Genomic DNA, 17,242 nt, shown 5'->3' with positions numbered 1-17,242 from the left:
ATGGCCCGCGGTGGGTCTGATCGTCCTGCTGGCGCTCGCGGTGACCGGAGTGCTGTGGCTGAACCGCCCGGCCCCCGAGCCCTCGGTCACCACCCGTGACGTGCTGATCGACGTGGTCGACGGCCCGGACGACGGCAAGCAGCCCATCCAGCTCGACGCCACCTTCTACCTGCCCGAGGCCACGCCCGCGCCGTCGGTGATCGTGTCGCCGGGCTTCGGCCAGACCAAGGCCGACCTCGCCGACGACGCCGACGACCTGGCCAGGCGCGGGTTCGCGGTGCTGGCCTACTCGGCCCGCGGCTTCGGCCGCAGCACCGGCCAGATCGAGCTGAACTCGCCCGACTACGAGGTGCGCGACGCCGACCAGCTGGTGGCCTGGCTGTCGCGGCAGCCGGAAGTGCTCCAGGACAAGCCGGACGACCCCCGGGTCGGCGTGATGGGCGGCTCGTACGGCGGGGCGCTGGCGCTGATGCTGGCCGGCCTGGACAAGGACAAGCGGATCGACGCCGTCGCGTCCCTGATCACGTACAACGACCTGTCGCAGGCCCTGCTGCCCAACGCCGCCAGCACCGTCCCGGTCGACGGCGCGACCCCGGCCACGGGGATCGACGGCGCCGACGGCGTGTTCAAGAAGACCTGGGCCGGCAACCTCTTCGGCTCCGCGCTGACCGGCATCCGCGCCGGCGTGCCCAGCTCGTGCGGGCGGTTCGCGCCGGACGTGTGCGCGGCCTACACGCAGGTCGCCACCACCGGCCGGGCCGACCAGACCACCATGGACCTGCTGCGCCGCAACTCCCCGGTCAGCGTGGCCGGCGGGATCGCCGCGCCGACGCTGCTGGTGCAGGGCGAGCAGGACACGCTGTTCGGGCTGGACCAGGCCGACGCCACGGCCCGGCAGCTGGCCAAGAACAACGTGCCGGTCAAGGTCTCCTGGTACCCGGGCGGCCACGACGGCGGCGCGCCCGGCGACAGCGTCCGGTCCGAGGTCGCCGACTGGTTCGACTTCTATCTCAAGCGCGGCAACCTGCCCAACCCCGGCACCGGCTTCTCCTACGACGTCCAGGGCACGGTCCGGGCCCGCGGCGCCCCCACGCTGCGCACGATCGAGGCCCCGGGCTATCCGGGCCTGCGCAACGACCCCACGACCCGGCAGAAGGTGGCCCTGACCGGCCCACAGCAGCCGGTGATCACGCCGCCGGGCGGCAGCCCCTCGTCGGTGAGCAGCCTGCCCGGCGTCGGCACCGCCCTGCTCGGCGGCTCCGCGGCCGGCCTGGCCGGCAGCCTCGCCATCGACCTGCCCGGGCAGTCGGCCGTGTTCACGAGCGAGCCGCTGGGCTCGCCGCTGACCATCGCCGGCTCGACCCTCACCACACTGCGCATCGGCCGGCCGCCCACGCCGGCCGAGGGCGACACCGGTGACACGGTGCTGTTCGCCAAGCTCTACGACGTCGGCCCCGACGGCCGGCGGACGCTGCCCGGCTCCGCGGTGGCGCCGTTCCGCGTGCAGGTGCCGGCCGACGCGCCCGTCGACGTCAACGTCAGCCTGGCCGGCATCGTGCGGCCGGTCGCCGCCGGGCACCGGCTGCAGCTGGTCGTCACGACGACCGACCAGGCGTACGCGAACCAGACCGCCCCCACCGTCCGCACGGTCTCGCTGGCCGGGCCGATGAGCCTCCAGGTGCCGGTCGTGACCGGGGTCAGCGCCTCCGGCAGCGGCATCCCGGCCGGCCCGGTGATCGGCATCGGCGTGATCCTCGGCCTCGGCCTGCTGGCCGCCCTGGTCGCCGCCCTGCGCCGCCGCGGCGGCCGTGACCTGGATCCCGAGCTGGCCGACGTGCCGATGGTGATCACCGGGCTGACCAAGTCGTACCCGGGACGGCTGACCGCCGTGAAGGAGCTGTCGTTCCGGGTGGAGAAGGGCCAGGTCCTGGGCCTGCTCGGCCCCAACGGGGCCGGCAAGACCACCACCCTGCGCATGCTGATGGGCCTGGTCCGGCCCACCGCCGGCGAGATCCGCGTCTTCGGCCACCGGGTGCAGGCCGGCGCGCCGGTGCTGTCCCGGATCGGCTCGTTCGTGGAGGGCGCGGGCTTCCTGCCGCACCTGTCCGGCACCGCCAACCTCAGCCTGTACTGGGCCGCGACGGGGCGTCCGCTGGAGGAGGCGCACCTGGAGCAGGCCCTGGAGATCGCCGGGCTCGGTGACGCCTTGCGCCGCCGCGTCGGCACGTACAGCCAGGGCATGCGGCAGCGGCTGGCCATCGCGCAGGCCATGCTCGGCCTGCCCGACCTGCTGGTGCTCGACGAGCCGACCAACGGGCTCGACCCGCCGCAGATCCACCAGATGCGGGACGTGCTGCGGCGGTACGCGGCGACCGGTCGCACGGTTGTCGTCTCCAGCCACCTGCTGTCCGAGGTGGAGCAGTCCTGCAGCCACGTCGTGGTGATGCACCGCGGCCGCCTGGTCGCGTCCGGCGACGTGGACGACATCGTCGCCGGCGGCGGCGAGGCGACGTTCCGGGTCGACCGCGTCACCGACGCCGCCCGGATCCTGCGCGGTCTCAACGGCACCTCGTCGGTCACCTCCGATGGCCAGCTCGTGCACGCCGACCTGGGCGCCACGGCCCGGGCGGCGGCGGTCGACGCGCTGGTCCACGCCGGCATCGCCGTCGAGCAGGCCGGGCCGCGGCGACGGCTGGAGGACGCTTTCCTCAAGCTGGTCGAGAGCGGCGAACAGGAGGGGTCATGACCGACGAGCACGGGGTGCACACCGACCCGTCGGCGATCGCCGATCTGGTCGCCGTGGCCGAGAACGAGCACGCCGAGGTGGCCGGCGACGGGTCCGTCACCGGGTACCGCGGCTCGCGGACGTTGCGGCTGGGCGTGGAGCTGCGCCGCCAGCTGCGGCGCCGCCGCACGCAGTTCGCGCTGGGCTTCCTGGCCGTGCTGCCGTTCCTGCTGCTGATCGCCTTCAAGGCCGCGCCCAACCAGAGCAGCACCCGGTCCGCCTCGTCGGCGTTCGTCGACCTGGCCACCTCCAGCGGCCTCAACTTCGCGATCTTCGCCCTGTTCGCCTCGGCCAGCTTCCTGCTGGTCGTGGTGATCGCCCTGTTCTTCGGCGACACCATCGCCAGCGAGGCCTCCTGGTCCAGCCTGAAGTACCTGCTGGCCATCCCGGTCCCCCGCGGTCGGCTGCTGCGGCAGAAGGCCGTCGTCTCCGGCCTGCTGTCGGTGATCGGGCTGATCGTGCTGCCCGCGGTCGCGCTGGTGGTCGGCCTGATCTGGTACGGCGGCGGCGACCTGATCAGCACCACCGGCGAGTCCATGGCCTTCGGCACCGGCATCGCCCGCATCGCGCTGGCCGTCGCGTACCTGATCGCCTACCTGACGTGGATCGCCGGCCTGGCGCTGCTGCTGTCGGTGTCCACGGACGCGCCGCTGGGCGCGGTCGGCGGGGCCGTGCTGGTGTCGATCGTGTCGCAGATCCTGGACTCGATCACCGCGCTCGGCGACCTGCGCGACTACCTGCCGACGCACTACGCCACGGCCTGGTCCGACCTGCTCAGCGCGGACGTGGACTGGGGCGACATGGTCCGCGGCTCGTTCTCGTCGCTGGCGTACTGCGCGGTGTTCCTGGTCCTGGCCGCGCGGCGCTTCGCCCGCAAGGACATCACCTCCTAGCGTTTCCGGGCCAGGTAGGTCGCGCCGGCCGAGGCCGTGACCACGCACATGATGGCCAGCCACTGCACCGGCCGCAGGGTCTCGCCCAGGATGACCATGCCGGCCAGCGCGGCCACGGCCGGCTCCACGCTCATCAGGACGCCGAACAGGCGCGGCGGGATCTTGCGCAGCGCCTCCAGCTCCAGCGAGTACGGGATCACCGACGACAGCAGGGCCACGCCGGCCCCGACCACCAGGATCGTCGGGTCGAGCAGCGCCGAACCGGCCTCGGCCACGCCGAACGGGGCGATGACCAGCGCGCCGACGCCCATGGCGATGGCCAGGCCCGAGCCGCCCGAGGTGGCCTCGCCGAGCTTGGCGCCGAGCAGGATGTAGCTGGCCCAGCACACGGCCGCGGCCAGGGCGAACAGGATGCCGAGCAGCGAGGTGCCGCCGCCCAGGTCGGCCAGCATGACCACGCCGGCGCCGGCCAGCAGCGCCCACAGCGCGTCCAGCCAGCGCCGGGAGCCGGCCAGCGCGATCGCCAGCGGCCCGAGGAACTCGATCGTCACGGCGATGCCCAGGGGTAAGCGCTGGAGCGACTCGTAGATCGAGAGATTCATCAACCCCAGCACCGAGCCATAGCCGAGGACGACCAGCCAGGCCCGGCCCGACATCCGCAGGCTGGGCCGCCAGAAGGCCAGCAGCATGACGGCGGCGAAGCCCAGCCGCACCCCCGCCGCGCCGGCCGGCCCGACCAGCGGGAACAGGCCCTTGGCCAGGGCCGCGCCGAGCTGGACGCTGATGATGCCGCCCAGCAGCAGCCCGGTCGGCGGCGCCGAGCCCAGCAGCCGCCCGGCGACCTCGCCCAGCCCCCGTCGGGGCAACCGGCCCGAAGTGCCGTCCACGTAGACCATGACCATGCGTACAAAATAGGTGCTGGCACCGACAGTCCCCGCTCACCGGAGCCTCACCCGGCCCATGCGACGCTAGTTGCCGCACCTCCTGGCGGGGTCGACCTCAGACGAGAGCGAGGAGCAGCTTGCCGCGCCATTCCCAGTCTGGCCGGTCGCTCGGCGTGCTGGTCCCCGTCCTGATGCTGGCGGCCAGCGCCTGCGCGGTCGGCCCGTCCGTGCGCCCGGTGATCGCGGTCAACGACGGCGGCCCGGCCTCCAGCACCGGCGTGCCCACCCCGTCCGGGCAGCTGCCGCCGCTGGACACGCCGCAGAACGCGTCGATCGCCTGGTCGGACTGCACCGCCGGGACCAAGACCCGGATGGCCGAGACCACCACCACGCTGGCCTTCCAGTGCGGCCGGATCACCACCCCGCTCGACGCCCCCGGCCAGCCCGGCGTCGGCGACGTCTCGATCGCGCTGCTCAAGGCCGGCGACGGCCCGATCCCGCTCGTCGTGGTGAACGACGCCACCGGCACGCCCGGCACGCTGTACGCCGCCCAGCTGGCCTCGAAGCTGCCGGCGCCGCTGCTCAAGACGTTCTCCCTGATCGGCATGGACCGCCGCGGCACCGGCGCGTCCGACCCGGCGCAGTGCATCCCGGGCTCGGCGCGGGCCGCGATCACCGAGTACGACCCCGACAGCACCCAGCTCGACGACCTGTCGGCCGCTGCCAAGCGGGCCAGCCAGGAATGCGTGCTGGAGCTGGACGACCGGCTCCAGGCCCTGGACAGTTGGCGCACCGCCGGCGACCTGGACCAGCTGCGCGAGGCGCTGGGCGTGAGCAGGCTCAACGCCATCGGGCACGGCGAGGGCTCGCGGGTGCTGACCGTCTTCGCCGACCGCTTCGGCAGCCACACCGGGCGTCTGGTGCTGGACGGCTCACCCGACCCGATCCTGGACCCGCCGAGCGCGGCCCAGGCCGGCGCAATGGGCGCGGAGGCCACCTTCGACGCGTTCGCCGCCCTGTGCAAGGCCCGGAACTGCTCGCTGGGGCCGGATCCCAAGCAGGCGACGCTGGCGCTGCTCGACCAGCTGCGGCAGCACCCGATGACGGCCCGGCTCTCGGTCGGCGAAGCCGTGCACGCGCTGCTGATGGGGCTGGCCGACCGGGCCAGCTGGCCGGCGCTGGCGGACGCGGTCACCGCGGCCCGCGCCGGCGACATCGACGCGCTGGCCGCCTACGAGGCCCCGTTGTCCACCGCCGTCGACAACGATCCGCCGCTGCTGGACACGCAGTTGATCACCGGCTGCAACGACATGCAGATGCGGCTGCCGCCGGAGCAGATCAGCGGCATGGTGTCGGACTGGAAGGCGAAGGCCCCGCTGTTCGGCGGCCTGTTCGCGCAGCAGCTGCTGCTGTGCAGCTCATGGCCGGTGCCGGCGCAGCAGCTGCCGACGCCCAGCGGCCACAGCGCGCCGCCGATCCTCGTGCTGAGCACGGCCGACGACCCCATCACGCCGGAGGAGGGCACCCAGCGCACCGCCCGTCAGCTGGCCTCGGGCGTGCTGGTGAGTTGGGAGGGCGGCGGGCACGGCGCCCTGATTCAGTCGCCATGCGCCACCGCCGCCGTGCAGCACTTCCTGGTCGACGCTCAGGTTCCGACGGACGGCACCGCCTGCCCGCCGTGAGCGTCGCTCCCTAGCGGTGTCAGCTGCAGCTGGAGCAGCAGCCGCAGCCGGGGCCCGTGCAGCTTCCACAACAGCTGCAGCCACCCAGCTCAGGCGTCTTGTCGTCCATGAGGACCTCCCCGGAAATCGAACGGACCAGCAGGTTGACGGTATTTCCGCGCACGGTGTCGGGGACACCGCTACGCGAGCGACCCGGGCCCTCACCCGAACGCGGTCCCGATCGATTCACGCATAGCCATAGGTGACCGAAAAAAGAGTGGGGACCCCCCGAAAGGAATCCCCACTCTGTGCTAATGCCGACGAATCAGCCGGCCAGCTCCTCGAGCGCCTTCTGCGCCGCCTCGAGCTCGGCGCGCAGCTGCTCGACCTTGGCCGTCTGCTGCTCGCGGGCCTGCTCCAGGATCGCCTCGATCGACTCGGCGACGTCCGGGTGCAGCGCCTTCGCGGCCTGGCCGACGACCGCCGGGGTGACCGGCAGCGCCCGCAGGGCCTTCTTCTTGGCCGCGACCACGTCCACGGTCCAGTCGCCGTCGACGCTGCCGCTGATGGTGATGACCACGTCGGCGACGCGGGTCTTCTTCGCGGTGCTGGCCGGGCGTGGCTTCTTGGCGGTGGTGGACTCCTCCTCCACGACGGCGGTGTCGCCCGCAGCGACCTCCTCAGGCGCTTCGGTGGTGGTGTTCTCGATCTCCGACATTCTCTGCTCCATGGAGGGACGGGATACCGCTGGTACCTCTGCTGGCGAACGCTTGCGTCCCGGCCGGACGAGCGTCAGCTCGCTCGGCGAGAAGGACAGCTCATCGTGCGAGCCGGCCGGACGGACCTGGATGTAGTCGCCCTCGACCGGATCGTTCAACGCCACGACCCGGGCCGACTTACCCGTCTCGACCCCGACCGCGTCGGCCGTGAACCAGACGGTGGGCTCACGGCCCCGGACGAGCTCGTCACGAAGATGCTCGACGTCCTCGTCGGACAGCGAGCCTGGTTGCGCCATCTTGATTCTCCTCGATGCGTGCAGGGCCGGGCACCGGGGTGGCACACACCGTGACGAGGGCTGTCCGGCATGCCGCCGCCCGGCAACCTAGCAGTAGGGGCTGGCGCCCCGTGCCGGCTCCGTCCGGAAGGCGACGCAGAGATTAGCACACCTGTTCGAAGCCCTGACCCTGACCGCTACCGCCTCGACGTCACGACTCGCGGAGGCGGTACTCCCAGCCGAACTGGTCGGTGTGGTGCAGGTCGTAGTGGTGCTCGATCTTGGGGCCGTCGTGCAGGTGCACGTGGGTGATGGTCTGGCGCGGCTCGTCCATCGGCCTGCTCCAGATCTCCTCACGGCCGTCGAGCGGGCCGCCGACGAAGCGCGCCACATAGGGAATCGTCATGGCCGGCCCTCCTCCAGGCTGCTCGGGGTTTCCGCCCGCTCCATGATAAACGGCCGACACCCCGAAGCAGAGACCGATCACGTGTCCGTCTCAGTACATTTTCCCCGCAGCTCACCGGCCGGAACGGCGGCGTTCCCCACTGTCAAGAGTCGAGACGGACATGATACGCCTTCGGTGACGCATATTGTCCACAATGGAATTGCATGGCGGTGATTCAGTCGTGTCGGGCCTTGCTCGGCTGCACCCGCTTCGGTTCTCCCGCCATCTTCGGATAATCGGGCGGATACGGCATCTCGCCCCGCTCGTCGCCGGCGTACCACTCCAGCAGCCGCTCGATCCCGTACGCCTGATCGTCGATGCCGGCCAGCGCGTCCCCGTGCTCCGCCAGCCATCCCGGCGCCGTCAGCACGTCGAAGTCGTTCGGGTCGACCGTCGGCAGCTTCTCCCAGGTCAGCGGCATCGACACCGTCGCCCTCGGCGTGCCCCGCACCGACCAGGCCGAGGCGATCGTCCGGTCCCGCGCCGCCTGGTTGTAGTCCAGGAACACCCGTTCGCCGCGCTCTTCCTTCCACCACGCCGTCGTCGCCCGAGCCGGGATCCTGCGCTCGACCTCCCGCCCCAGCGCGATCACCGCGTGCCGCACGTCGATGAAGTCCCACTCCGGCCGGATCCTCGCCAGCACGTGGATCCCCCGGCCGCCCGACGTCTTCGGGAAGGACCGGATCCCCAGCTCCTCCAGCACCTCCCGCAGCGTCAGCGCCACCTCCACCGCATCCGCGAAGTCCGTGCCCGGCTGCGGATCCAGATCGATCCTCAGCTCGTCCGGCCGGTCCACATCGCTGCGCCGCACCGGCCACGGGTGGAAGTCGAACGTCCCCAGGTTCGCCGCCCACGCCAGCACCGCCGGCTCCGTCGGGCACACCTCATCCGCCGTGCGCCCCGAGGGAAACGTGATCCTCGCCGTCTGCACCCACTCCGGCGCCCCCTTCGGGATCCTCTTGGCGTAGAACGCCTCCCCCTGCACCCCGTCCACGTACCGCTTCAGCGTCGTCGGCCGCTCCCCCACCGCCCGCAGCAGCGGCTCCGCCACCCCCACGTAGTACTCCACCACCTGGCGCTTGGTGATCCCCCGCTCCGGGAAGTACACCTTGCCCGGGCTGGACACCCGAACCGTCCGCTCCCCGACCCGCAACTCGATCGCCTCAGCCACGCCAGCACCCTATGCCGACCGCCGCGCGCCCACGACTTCTTCTCGCCCCGAGCTACCGGCTGGTCGCCAGCAACCGAGCGACCAACCAGGGCTTTCACCCCCCACGCTTCCCTTCCAACCTCACCAGCAACGCCTCCAGCACCAGCTCGAAGCTGTCCTCGTCCACCTCTTCCGCGTGCTCCCGCAACAGATGCGCCTGGCTCAGGTGCGGATACCGCTCCACATACACCTGCGCGTCGTCCGAGAACCCCGCCGCGAACGAGCTGGTTGCCGCCCCGATGACGATGTACTTCACCGCGGCCCCGATCATCGTGGCCTCGCGCGGGGGCCAGCCGGCGCCGACCAGGCCGCCATGCACGGCGTCGGCCATTCGCAGCGAGGCGTCACGTCGCGCCGGGCCGCGGGCGACGAACGGGACCATGTTGGGGTGCTCGGCCAGCACGGCCCGGTAGCTCCGGGCCCAGCGGACGAGGCCGGCCCGCCAGCCGTCGTGGAAGCCGCCGACGTCGACCCGGCCGATGATGTCGTTGGCGATGTCGTGGAGCAGGTCGTCCTTGGTGGCCACGTGGCTGTACAGGGACGCGGCCTGGACGCCGAGCTCGGCGGCGAGCTTGCGCATGGACAGCGCTTCCAGGCCGTCCCGGTCGACGAGGGACAACGCCGTGGCACGGATGCGGGCGGGGCTGAGGATCGGGGTGTGCGGTCTTGGCATGGCCACCTCCTGCGCGTACATTAAAACTAACAGTGTTCGGTTTAGTCGGGAAGGGACTCGCGGTGGACTTCTCACTCAGCGACGAGCAGCGGGAGATCAGGGACTGGGTGCGCACCTTCGTGCGCAAGGAGGTCATGCCGCTGGAGCCCGAGGTGCTGCGGCGGGAGCGCGCCGGCGAGCGCGGCTTCACCGTCGAGGAGTCCCATGCCCTGCAGCAGAAGGCCAAGGAGGCCGGCTTCTGGGGCGTGCTCACCCCGCAGGAGTACGGCGGCATGGGCATGGACGCCGTCACCGCCGCCCTGATCGAGGCCGAGCTCGGCCGCTCCTTCGTGCCGTTCTACCTGGGCGGCAAGGCGGACAACATTCTGTTCCACGCCAACGAGGAGCAGCGCGAGCGCTACCTGGTCCCGACCATCGCCGGCGACCGCAGGTCGTGCTTCGCGATCACCGAGCCAGGCGCCGGCTCGGACGCCCGCAACATCCGCACCTCGGCCCGCAAGGAGGGCTCGGAGTGGGTGATCAACGGCGAGAAGACGTTCATCACCGGCGGCAACGAGGCCGACTTCACGATGGTCTTCGCCGTGACGGACAAGGAGAAAGGCGCTGACGGCGGCGTCACCTGCTTCCTCGCCGACCGTGACATGGGTTGGAAGTCCGAGTACATCGACACCATGGGCGAGTGGGGCCCGGCGTCGCTGATCTTCGAGGACGTGCGTGTGCCAGAGGAGAACATCCTCGGCGAGGTCGGCCAGGGCTTCCGGCTGGCCATGCAGTGGATCGGCCAGGGCCGCTACCTGCTGCCGGCGCGGGCCATCGGCGCCACCGAGCGGCTGGTCGAGATGGCCATCGAGCAGAGCAAGACCCGCGTCACGTTCGGCCAGCCCATCTCCGAGCGGCAGGCCATCCAGTGGATGATCGCCGACTCCGCCGTGGAGATCGAGGCTTTGCGCTGGCTGGTGCTGCACGCCGCGTGGCAGGTCGACCAGGGCGTCGACTCCCGGCAGGCGCAGTCCATGGCCAAGCTGTACGGCGGCGTGAAGGCCAACGAGATCGTCGACCGGGTGCTGCAGATCCACGGCGGCATGGGCTACACGCGGGAGCTGCCGGTCGAGCGGTGGTACCGGGAGCTGCGGCTGCTGCGCATCTACGAGGGCACCGACGAGATCCAGCGGCGCACCATCGCCCGCAACCTGCTCAAGGGGCACGCCAAGGTCGGCGGCTACCTCGGGTGATCGACTTCGGCATCCTGGGCGTCGTCGAGGGTCCTTGGCGCAAGTCGTGGACCTCCGACGACGCCCTGCGCTACGCCGTCGGCGTCGGCGCCTCCGAACTCCCCTTCACAACCGAGAACTCCTCGGGTGTCACCCAGCAGGCCTTGCCCACCATGGCATTAGCGCTGACCCACTTCACCGAGCCAGCTCAGGTTTTCGGCGACATCGACAACACCCGGGTCCTGCACGCCGAGCAGTCCTTGGCGCTGCACCGGCCGTTCCCGGTCGCCGGCTCCATCGAGGTCCGCCGCCAGGTCACCGACATCTTCGACAAGGGCTCCGGCGCCCTCATCGTCAGCCGCGTCGACGCCGTCGACGACACCGGGCCGCTGTTCTCCGCCGTGTCCTCGGCTTTCCTCCTCGGCGAGGGCGGCTTCGGCGGCCCCCGCGGCGCCTCTTCCCGCGCCGCCGTGCCCTCTCACACCCCCGACCGTCGCCTGGAGTTCGCCACCGCGCCCAACCAGGCCCTCATCTACCGCCTGTCCGGCGACCGCAACCCCCTGCACAGCGACCCCGTCTTCGCCGCCCGTGGCGGCCTCATGCGGCCCATCCTGCACGGCTTGTGCACCTACGGCATCACCTGCCGCCTGCTCATCGGCGCCTTCGCCGACGGCGACGCCCACCGCGTCACCGCCATCACCGGCCGCTTCACCGCCCCCGTCGTTCCCGGCGATGTCCTGCTGGTCGACGCATGGCTGGACGGTGACGGCATCGCCTTCCGCACCAGCACCTCCGCCGGCCTGGTGGTCATCGACGGCGGCCGTCTCACGCTCACCCGGTGAGGTTCGTCTCGTATCTGCGCGCCACCTCGCCGTTCCCCTTTTGAGGGCGGCCTACCCGGGTGATTTCGGACCCGTGCCCGTATGCGGACCGCTACCATCGAACCGCGCTGCGTCACTGCCAAGGGGAACGGATCGGCGGTGGGCGGCGTCGGAGTGTGGGTGGCCGGCGAGTCGTCGCCACCGTCAACTCCGCAGGGTGCCGCGGGCACGAGGGGAAGAGGGCACGAGACGCCATGGGCGACCAGGCAACCGGGCAGGCGCAGACGCCGCCGAACGTGGTGAAGGGCTTCACCCGCAGCGAGGCGATCCAGGACCTCGCCCAGCACGTCTTCGGCGGCCTGCCGCCGACGGGCGGCAAGTTCACCATGGACCCAGACGAACTCAACGACGCCATCAAGCAGTGGAACGACCTACTCGCTGAGCTGACGGAAGACGCCGCTGCTGGCCGAAAAATGGTGGGCCTCACCGCCGCCGGAAGCCCGCTCGACCAGGCCGGCCAGGCCTTCGTCGATGCGGCGAACGCGTCCGGCACGGCCTACCTGAAAGCCAACAAGGCGCAGCAGGCCTTCGTCACCGAATACATCACCAAGTTGACGGCCGTACGAGACGGTCATGTGGAAGCCGACCAGACCGGCGCTGACCACCTCAAGAAGGCGTGAGGAATTGCCAGTGCGTCACCACAGCTTGAAGATCGGCCTCCTCGCCGTGGCACTCGCGGCGGTCACCGCCGGATGCTCGACGCCGCCGGTCGTCGGCACCCCGGGACCGCAGTCCAACGGTGTGGCCGCCGATGGAAAGTTGCCGTCCGGCGCCCCGCACGTGGCAAATCCGCTGGACACGACGCGAGGGCAGTCGGCGCCGTGCAACGTGTTGACCCAGGCACAGATCTCGTCGCTCGGTATTGTCGCGACCGGAAAACCGAGCACCGATCCAACCGGCCCGGGCTGCAATTGGTCGGACACTTCGACGATCCCGTTGCTCATGACCATCGGCACCGGTTTCATCACGGCAAGCAAGGGCGGCCTGAGCTCGCTGTACGTTCAGGCGGAATCACTCAAAAAGGCCGGCGGCTACTTCGAGCCGGTCGATCCGATCCAGGGGTTTCCGGCCGTCCTGTACGGCCAGCTCGATGACCGGAAAGACAAAACGAACCCCGGATGCGGCCTCGCGGTTGGTGTCAGCGACACGCTTCAGTTCACCGTCAGCGTCGACACCACCACCGCACACCAGCAGTTCGATCCCTGTGCGATTGCCAAGAAGGTCGCCGACTTTGTGATGACCAATCTGAAGGCAGGTTCGTGATGGGCAGGCTTGGACCGGGGGACATCCACCATGCCCTGACGCAGGGGCCTGGCACGGGCAGCCTTCAGGACGCACGGGCGGCGTCGACCTCGCTGGCGCAGACGCATGAGCAGCGGGAGAGCCAGGCCATGGCGCTGGTGATGAAGATGGGGTCGGCCTGGACGGGGGATGCGTCGGAGGCGGCGCAGGCGGGGGCGGCGCCGTTGCTGAGGGCGTTTCGGGACGGGCAGCGGGCGCTGAGCACGCATCAGGATCTGATGGGGCGGCAGACGGAGTCGTTCGGGGTGGCGAAGACGAGCGTGCACGACGTGCCGAACGAGCCGCCGTCGGCGTCGTTCGGGGACATGCTCAGCGATGCCAGCGGGGTCAGCATGTTCACCGGGGGCGGCTACCTGAACAAGGTGCAGGACTGGTCGGAGAAGGCCAACGCGAACGTGGCGGCGTACAACGGGTACGCGAACGCCAGCTCGTACAACCGAAGCAACCTGCCGAACGAGTACGGCGACCCGAGCGGGTCGGGGTCGGACATCGCGCTGGCGCCGACGCAGCCGGGGCCGGGCGGCCACGGGCCGGACGGCTCGGGTGGGATCGACGGGCCGGGTGGCCAAGGCGGCGCGAACCACATGGCCTCCCACTACGGACCCGGCCCGTCGTCCGCGTGGACACCGCCCGGCGGCGGCACACCGGGTCCGGGAACCGGCGGCATCCCGGTCCAAGGAACAGGGCCAGGCCAAGGTGCGCCGGGCTCCGGGACGGGATCGACGACGACGCAGGGCTGGCCCGGCGGCCCGTCCTCGCCCGGCACAGGACCCGGCACGGGACCCGGCGGCGGCTGGCCCACGGCACCCGGTGGCGGTCAGGGCTGGGGCTCCGGCGGCGAAGGCAGCTTCCCCGGTGGCACGCCGTTCGGCGCACCCGGCGGCGGATTCGGAAGCGGCGCAGGCGGCACGGCCGGCGGAGGCAGCGCGGGCGGAGCCAAGGGCTTCCGAACGGGCGGCATGCCCGGCGTGAACGCGGCGGAAGGCCAAGCGGGCCCTGGTGCCCGGGCCGGCGCGGGCGCCCCGGGCGCGAACGCCGCGGTTGTCACGGGAAGGCCGGGCGCGGCGGGAGCCCCGGGCAACGGCGGCATGGCTGCCGGGGCCGGACGCGGCGGGAAGAAGGAAGAGGACCAGGAGCACAAGTCGGCGGCCTATCTCGAAGACGACTACGCCGACGAGCTCATCGGCGAACTCCCCCGCACCGCGCCGACGGTCATCGGCCTGGACTGACAACAGAAGCGAACCGACTTCGGGTCGGCCAGTGTTGAGACGGGGACGAACCGACCGGGGCCGGCCAGTGTGAGACAGGGACGAACCAACCGCGGGCCGGCCCGTGTGAGACGGGGACGAGCCGGCCGGGGGTCGGCGGGTGCTGAGAACAGGGATCGAACCGACTGGGGGTCGGCGGGGTGCTGAGAGAGCGCGTCGAGTTGTCCATGGACGCGGTGCGGGCGTTCTGGCGCTGGGAAGGCCACGACCGCGTGCCGTCCGTGCTGGTGTCCACTGTGGAGTGGATGGACGACGACACCCGCCGCGAGGCGGACCGGCAGGTGCTGGCCGAGCTGGCCGGGCGGGGACTGCTGGCCGGCGGCGGGGTGCCGGCGCAGATGCGGGCGACCTTCCACGTGCTGGCCCGGCCCGACGTCGAGGTGTTCGGCTGGATCAGCACCCCGCAGCGCACGCTGGGAGTGCTGGCCGCGGCCGGCGGCGGAGAAGCGGCGCTGGTGGTCCGCGAGGGCGATGCGGCCTGGCTGTCGCCGGTGAAGCCCGACGACGTGGCCGAGGCGGTGGTCGCGCAGCTGCCGGCCCGGCCGCCGGCACAGGGGAGATCGATCAACGTGTGCGAGGCGGACTTCGCGCGCCCCCAAGGCGAAGAGGCCTGGAACGGCTTCCGTCCCACGACCGAGCCGCACGACGTGCGCGCCCTGAAGGCGCTGCTCGGCGAACCGGTGCTGGGCATCAGCCAGCTGTGGGTGGCCGCCCGCGGCGCGGACGGACGGCTCCACCAGGCCGAAAACCCGGTCACCGTGCGGGATACCGCCGAAGGCCGCTGGCTCACGCAGACCACGGCGTCGGCCGCCGGACGCTGGGTGAGCGCGACCCCGGCCGGCCCGCAGCTGGTGACCAGCAAGCTGCACGAGAAGCTGCGCAGGCTGGGCTAACGCCGCCACCACCGGCGGCGCGGCGGCGTGAGATGTCCCTGTGCCACCAACCACTCCCCGAACCGGTCGGCGTCCTGACGCGCCCGCACGTCGGTGGTCTTCGGATGACCTGAGGCATACTCGGCGAACAACGGGCCGAAGCGCTCGCCGAGATCGTCGGCCAGATCGGGCCGCAGGTGCCAGGTGACGCGACGACGCTTGGACAACAGGGCGTGAGCCTGAGCCTGAACGCGAGACGAATCAAACCCGGGAGGCGTTGGCGCGCCGGCCAACAAGGAGCGCAGCAGCTCGGCCTGCTGAGCGGCCAGCCGGTCGCGGCTCACGCCAGGACGGCGCGGATGGCCGCGAGCTCCGCGGCGAGCTCCTCGTCGGGCGGATAGTCGTCGTCGCGTTCGAGCAGCACGCCGGGCGGATCGACGCGGGCACAGAGGTCGCCGAGCAGATCCAGCACGGCATCGGGCATCGCATGGGCATGGGTGTCGTGATAGAGCCCCTCGCGCTCCACACCACCGGCGACATGCACGTAAGCCAAGCGCTCCAAGGGAAGCGTGGCGAGGAACTCGGCGGGATCGGTGCCGATGTTGCGGGCGTTGGCATACAGGTTGGCCACGTCGACCAGCAGCCGGCAGTCGGTGCGCTCGACGAGCTCGGCCAGGAACTGGCCCTCGGTCATCTCGGCGTCGGGCCAGTCGATGAGCGCGGCGACGTTCTCCAGCGCCAGCGGCACGGGCAACACCCGCTGGGCCTCAAGAACGTTGGCCACCAACACATCCATGGCCTCACGGGTGCGAGGCAACGGCATGAGGTGACCGGCGTCGAGACCACCGGCCCGAACGAAGCACACGTGGTCGCTGACCATCGGCGCCGCCAACGCCTCGGCCACGGCGGCCAGGTGCTCGACGCGGGCCATCTCCAGGGGCTCGGCCCCGCCCAGCGACAGGGACACGGCGTGCGGAAGGACCGGCACGCCGCGTTCCCGGAGCAGTCGCAACGACTCGGGCAGCTCGCCATGACCGAGGTTCTCGGCGACGACCTCGACGAAGTCGACATCGGGGAGCCGCTCGACCGTCAGGTCGATCTCCGGTCGCCACCCGATGCCGACGCCAAGCCGGGGAAAGGAGTTCTTCCCCTCATCCGCCGCAGCCACCGCCGCCGCCTCCTCCACCGCCTCCGCAGCCACCGCCCCCACCACCGCATCCTCCCCCACCGCCGCCGCCACAGCTGCTGCCGCCTCCGCCGCCCCAGAAGAAGCCGCCGCCGGAGGCCGCCCCCACGGCCGCGGCCGTGCGCCGCCGGGCCGGCGGCTCGATCGACTTCTGCAGGGCCGCGGCGACCCGGGCGTCCGGGTACTTCCCGACGCCGCCGAGGGCCACCGCCGTCGCGGCGTCGTGCAGGCCGGCACGACGCAGCTCCCGCAGGGCCCGGTCGCCGGCGACGGTGCGCTGGTGCCGCTTGCGCTGGAAGTTCAGCACGACGAAGAACAGCACGATCGTCCCGGCCAGCGCCGCGGTCAGGAAACCGATCGGCCGGCCGAGGGCGAAGCCGTTGCACCAGCGGATGAAACCGACGACGAAAACGGCCAGCAGCGGCACGGTCGAGGCGTAGCGGAAGCGCGAGGCGACGTGTGCCGGCACGAGCAGCCCGAGGTCGGCCAGGTCGTGGCCGACATTCCACAGCGCGGACCGCTTGCGCAGGTGGCGGGTGATGTCCGGCAGCAGGTGGCTGGACGCGGCACGGGTCAGGAACTGCGCGGCGAGCGGGCTGGACGGCACGGTCGATCCGGTGAGCCGGACCCGGCCGGTGCTCTGGGCCCGCAGCGCGCCGGCCGCCAGCAGGTCCGCGGCGACGGCCTGGACGGCGCGGTCGGGGCCGGCGGCGAGAAAACCGGTCATTTCGGCGCTGGGCCGGAAGACCTGGCCGCCGCGGCCGAGGAATTTCGGCAGGAATCTGATCACGAGGGCCAGCACGAGAGCGCAGCCGACACCGATGAAATACCAATCGAGGAACTGTTCTCCGGACAGTCCCCACGGTTCCGAACCCATTTCCCCACCCCCGTCCGGTCGCACCCGACCTTCCCCTGGACGCAACGCGTCTCGTCAGGAGAAACACGCTGAACACCGAGGTCACCGGGCGCCGCGGCCG

17 protein-coding genes are annotated in these 17,242 nt (G+C 71.5%); 9 read left to right on the top strand and 8 right to left on the bottom strand.

The window, feature by feature from the left end:
* Window positions 1-10 precede the first annotated feature (10 nt).
* Together AB0M73_RS17605 and AB0M73_RS17600 are read left to right on the top strand one after the other, a co-directional pair.
* The gene (locus AB0M73_RS17605; protein WP_363891663.1) at window positions 11-2,746 is read left to right on the top strand and encodes an alpha/beta fold hydrolase; all 2,736 of its coding nucleotides are present in this window, start codon (window positions 11-13) and stop codon (window positions 2,744-2,746) included.
* Window positions 2,743-3,678 (top strand): ABC transporter permease subunit, encoded by a 936-nt coding sequence (locus tag AB0M73_RS17600; protein ID WP_363891662.1) that lies wholly within the window; start codon window positions 2,743-2,745, stop codon window positions 3,676-3,678. Before AB0M73_RS17605 ends, AB0M73_RS17600 begins: the two co-directional genes overlap by 4 nt.
* Here AB0M73_RS17600 and AB0M73_RS17595 read toward each other — a convergent pair.
* Window positions 3,675-4,580 carry a DMT family transporter gene (locus AB0M73_RS17595; protein WP_363891661.1) on the bottom strand — a complete coding sequence of 302 codons (906 nt, stop codon included), beginning with the start codon at window positions 4,578-4,580 and terminating at the stop codon, window positions 3,675-3,677. The genes AB0M73_RS17600 and AB0M73_RS17595 overlap by 4 nt on opposite strands.
* A gap of 155 nt (window positions 4,581-4,735) precedes the next feature.
* On the opposite strand from AB0M73_RS17595, the gene AB0M73_RS17590 reads away from it, so the two are divergent.
* Complete coding sequence (locus AB0M73_RS17590; protein WP_363891660.1) at window positions 4,736-6,244, top strand: alpha/beta hydrolase; 1,509 nt, start codon at window positions 4,736-4,738, stop codon at window positions 6,242-6,244.
* Window positions 6,245-6,548: 304 nt separating this feature from the next.
* Here the strand turns inward: AB0M73_RS17590 and AB0M73_RS17585 are convergent, their stop codons facing one another.
* From AB0M73_RS17585 to AB0M73_RS17570, 4 genes are all read right to left on the bottom strand, one after another.
* Window positions 6,549-7,238, bottom strand: a complete 690-nt coding sequence (locus AB0M73_RS17585; protein WP_363891659.1) for a DUF6319 family protein — start codon at window positions 7,236-7,238, stop codon at window positions 6,549-6,551.
* 190 nt (window positions 7,239-7,428) lie between these two features.
* Window positions 7,429-7,623: a hypothetical protein gene (locus AB0M73_RS17580; RefSeq protein WP_043723544.1), complete on the bottom strand. Its 195-nt coding sequence runs from the start codon at window positions 7,621-7,623 to the stop codon at window positions 7,429-7,431.
* A 214-nt stretch (window positions 7,624-7,837) separates the two neighbouring features.
* Window positions 7,838-8,833: a non-homologous end-joining DNA ligase gene (gene ligD / locus AB0M73_RS17575; protein WP_363891658.1), complete on the bottom strand. Its 996-nt coding sequence runs from the start codon at window positions 8,831-8,833 to the stop codon at window positions 7,838-7,840.
* A gap of 94 nt (window positions 8,834-8,927) precedes the next feature.
* Window positions 8,928-9,545 carry a TetR/AcrR family transcriptional regulator C-terminal domain-containing protein gene (locus AB0M73_RS17570; RefSeq protein WP_363891657.1) on the bottom strand — a complete coding sequence of 206 codons (618 nt, stop codon included), beginning with the start codon at window positions 9,543-9,545 and terminating at the stop codon, window positions 8,928-8,930.
* A 62-nt stretch (window positions 9,546-9,607) separates the two neighbouring features.
* Between AB0M73_RS17570 and AB0M73_RS17565 the strand changes: the two genes are divergently transcribed.
* The 6 genes from AB0M73_RS17565 to AB0M73_RS17540 all read left to right on the top strand — a co-directional run bounded on the left by AB0M73_RS17565 (window position 9,608) and on the right by AB0M73_RS17540 (window position 15,100).
* Window positions 9,608-10,777 carry an acyl-CoA dehydrogenase family protein gene (locus AB0M73_RS17565; protein WP_363891656.1) on the top strand — a complete coding sequence of 390 codons (1,170 nt, stop codon included), beginning with the start codon at window positions 9,608-9,610 and terminating at the stop codon, window positions 10,775-10,777.
* Window positions 10,774-11,598, top strand: coding sequence for a MaoC/PaaZ C-terminal domain-containing protein (locus AB0M73_RS17560; RefSeq protein ID WP_363891655.1), 825 nt, complete (start codon window positions 10,774-10,776; stop codon window positions 11,596-11,598). The genes AB0M73_RS17565 and AB0M73_RS17560 overlap by 4 nt, the downstream gene beginning before the upstream one ends.
* 233 nt (window positions 11,599-11,831) lie before the next feature.
* A complete protein-coding gene (locus AB0M73_RS17555; protein WP_363891654.1) occupies window positions 11,832-12,257 on the top strand; it encodes a hypothetical protein in 426 nt (141 codons plus the stop codon).
* The gene (locus AB0M73_RS17550) at window positions 12,211-12,900 is read left to right on the top strand and encodes a DUF3558 domain-containing protein (RefSeq protein ID WP_363891653.1); all 690 of its coding nucleotides are present in this window, start codon (window positions 12,211-12,213) and stop codon (window positions 12,898-12,900) included. Before AB0M73_RS17555 ends, AB0M73_RS17550 begins: the two co-directional genes overlap by 47 nt.
* A complete protein-coding gene (locus AB0M73_RS17545) occupies window positions 12,900-14,168 on the top strand; it encodes a hypothetical protein (RefSeq protein ID WP_363891652.1) in 1,269 nt (422 codons plus the stop codon). The genes AB0M73_RS17550 and AB0M73_RS17545 overlap by 1 nt, the downstream gene beginning before the upstream one ends.
* Window positions 14,169-14,347: 179 nt before the next feature.
* On the top strand, window positions 14,348-15,100 hold the full coding sequence (locus AB0M73_RS17540; RefSeq protein WP_363891651.1) for an ESX secretion-associated protein EspG: 753 nt from the start codon (window positions 14,348-14,350) through the stop codon (window positions 15,098-15,100).
* On the opposite strand, the gene AB0M73_RS17535 is transcribed toward AB0M73_RS17540, so the two are convergent.
* The 3 genes from AB0M73_RS17535 to AB0M73_RS17525 are packed head-to-tail and all read right to left on the bottom strand — an operon-like array spanning window position 15,097 to window position 17,142.
* Window positions 15,097-15,423, bottom strand: a complete 327-nt coding sequence (locus AB0M73_RS17535; RefSeq protein ID WP_363891650.1) for a hypothetical protein — start codon at window positions 15,421-15,423, stop codon at window positions 15,097-15,099. The two genes, AB0M73_RS17540 and AB0M73_RS17535, sit on opposite strands and share 4 nt — an antisense overlap.
* The gene (locus AB0M73_RS17530) at window positions 15,420-16,247 is read right to left on the bottom strand and encodes a DUF692 domain-containing protein (protein WP_363891649.1); all 828 of its coding nucleotides are present in this window, start codon (window positions 16,245-16,247) and stop codon (window positions 15,420-15,422) included. The genes AB0M73_RS17535 and AB0M73_RS17530 overlap by 4 nt, the downstream gene beginning before the upstream one ends.
* Window positions 16,231-17,142, bottom strand: a complete 912-nt coding sequence (locus AB0M73_RS17525; RefSeq protein ID WP_363891648.1) for a TIGR04222 domain-containing membrane protein — start codon at window positions 17,140-17,142, stop codon at window positions 16,231-16,233. Before AB0M73_RS17525 ends, AB0M73_RS17530 begins: the two co-directional genes overlap by 17 nt.
* Window positions 17,143-17,242: the final 100 nt, after the last annotated feature.

Origin of the sequence: Kutzneria sp. NPDC051319 (assembly GCF_040682195.1) — a bacterium.
In the GTDB taxonomy this organism is placed as follows: Bacteria; Actinomycetota; Actinomycetes; order Mycobacteriales; family Pseudonocardiaceae; genus Kutzneria.
The sequence above is the reverse complement of the archived record's forward strand: the minus strand, read 5'-3'. Positions and strand labels throughout refer to the sequence as shown.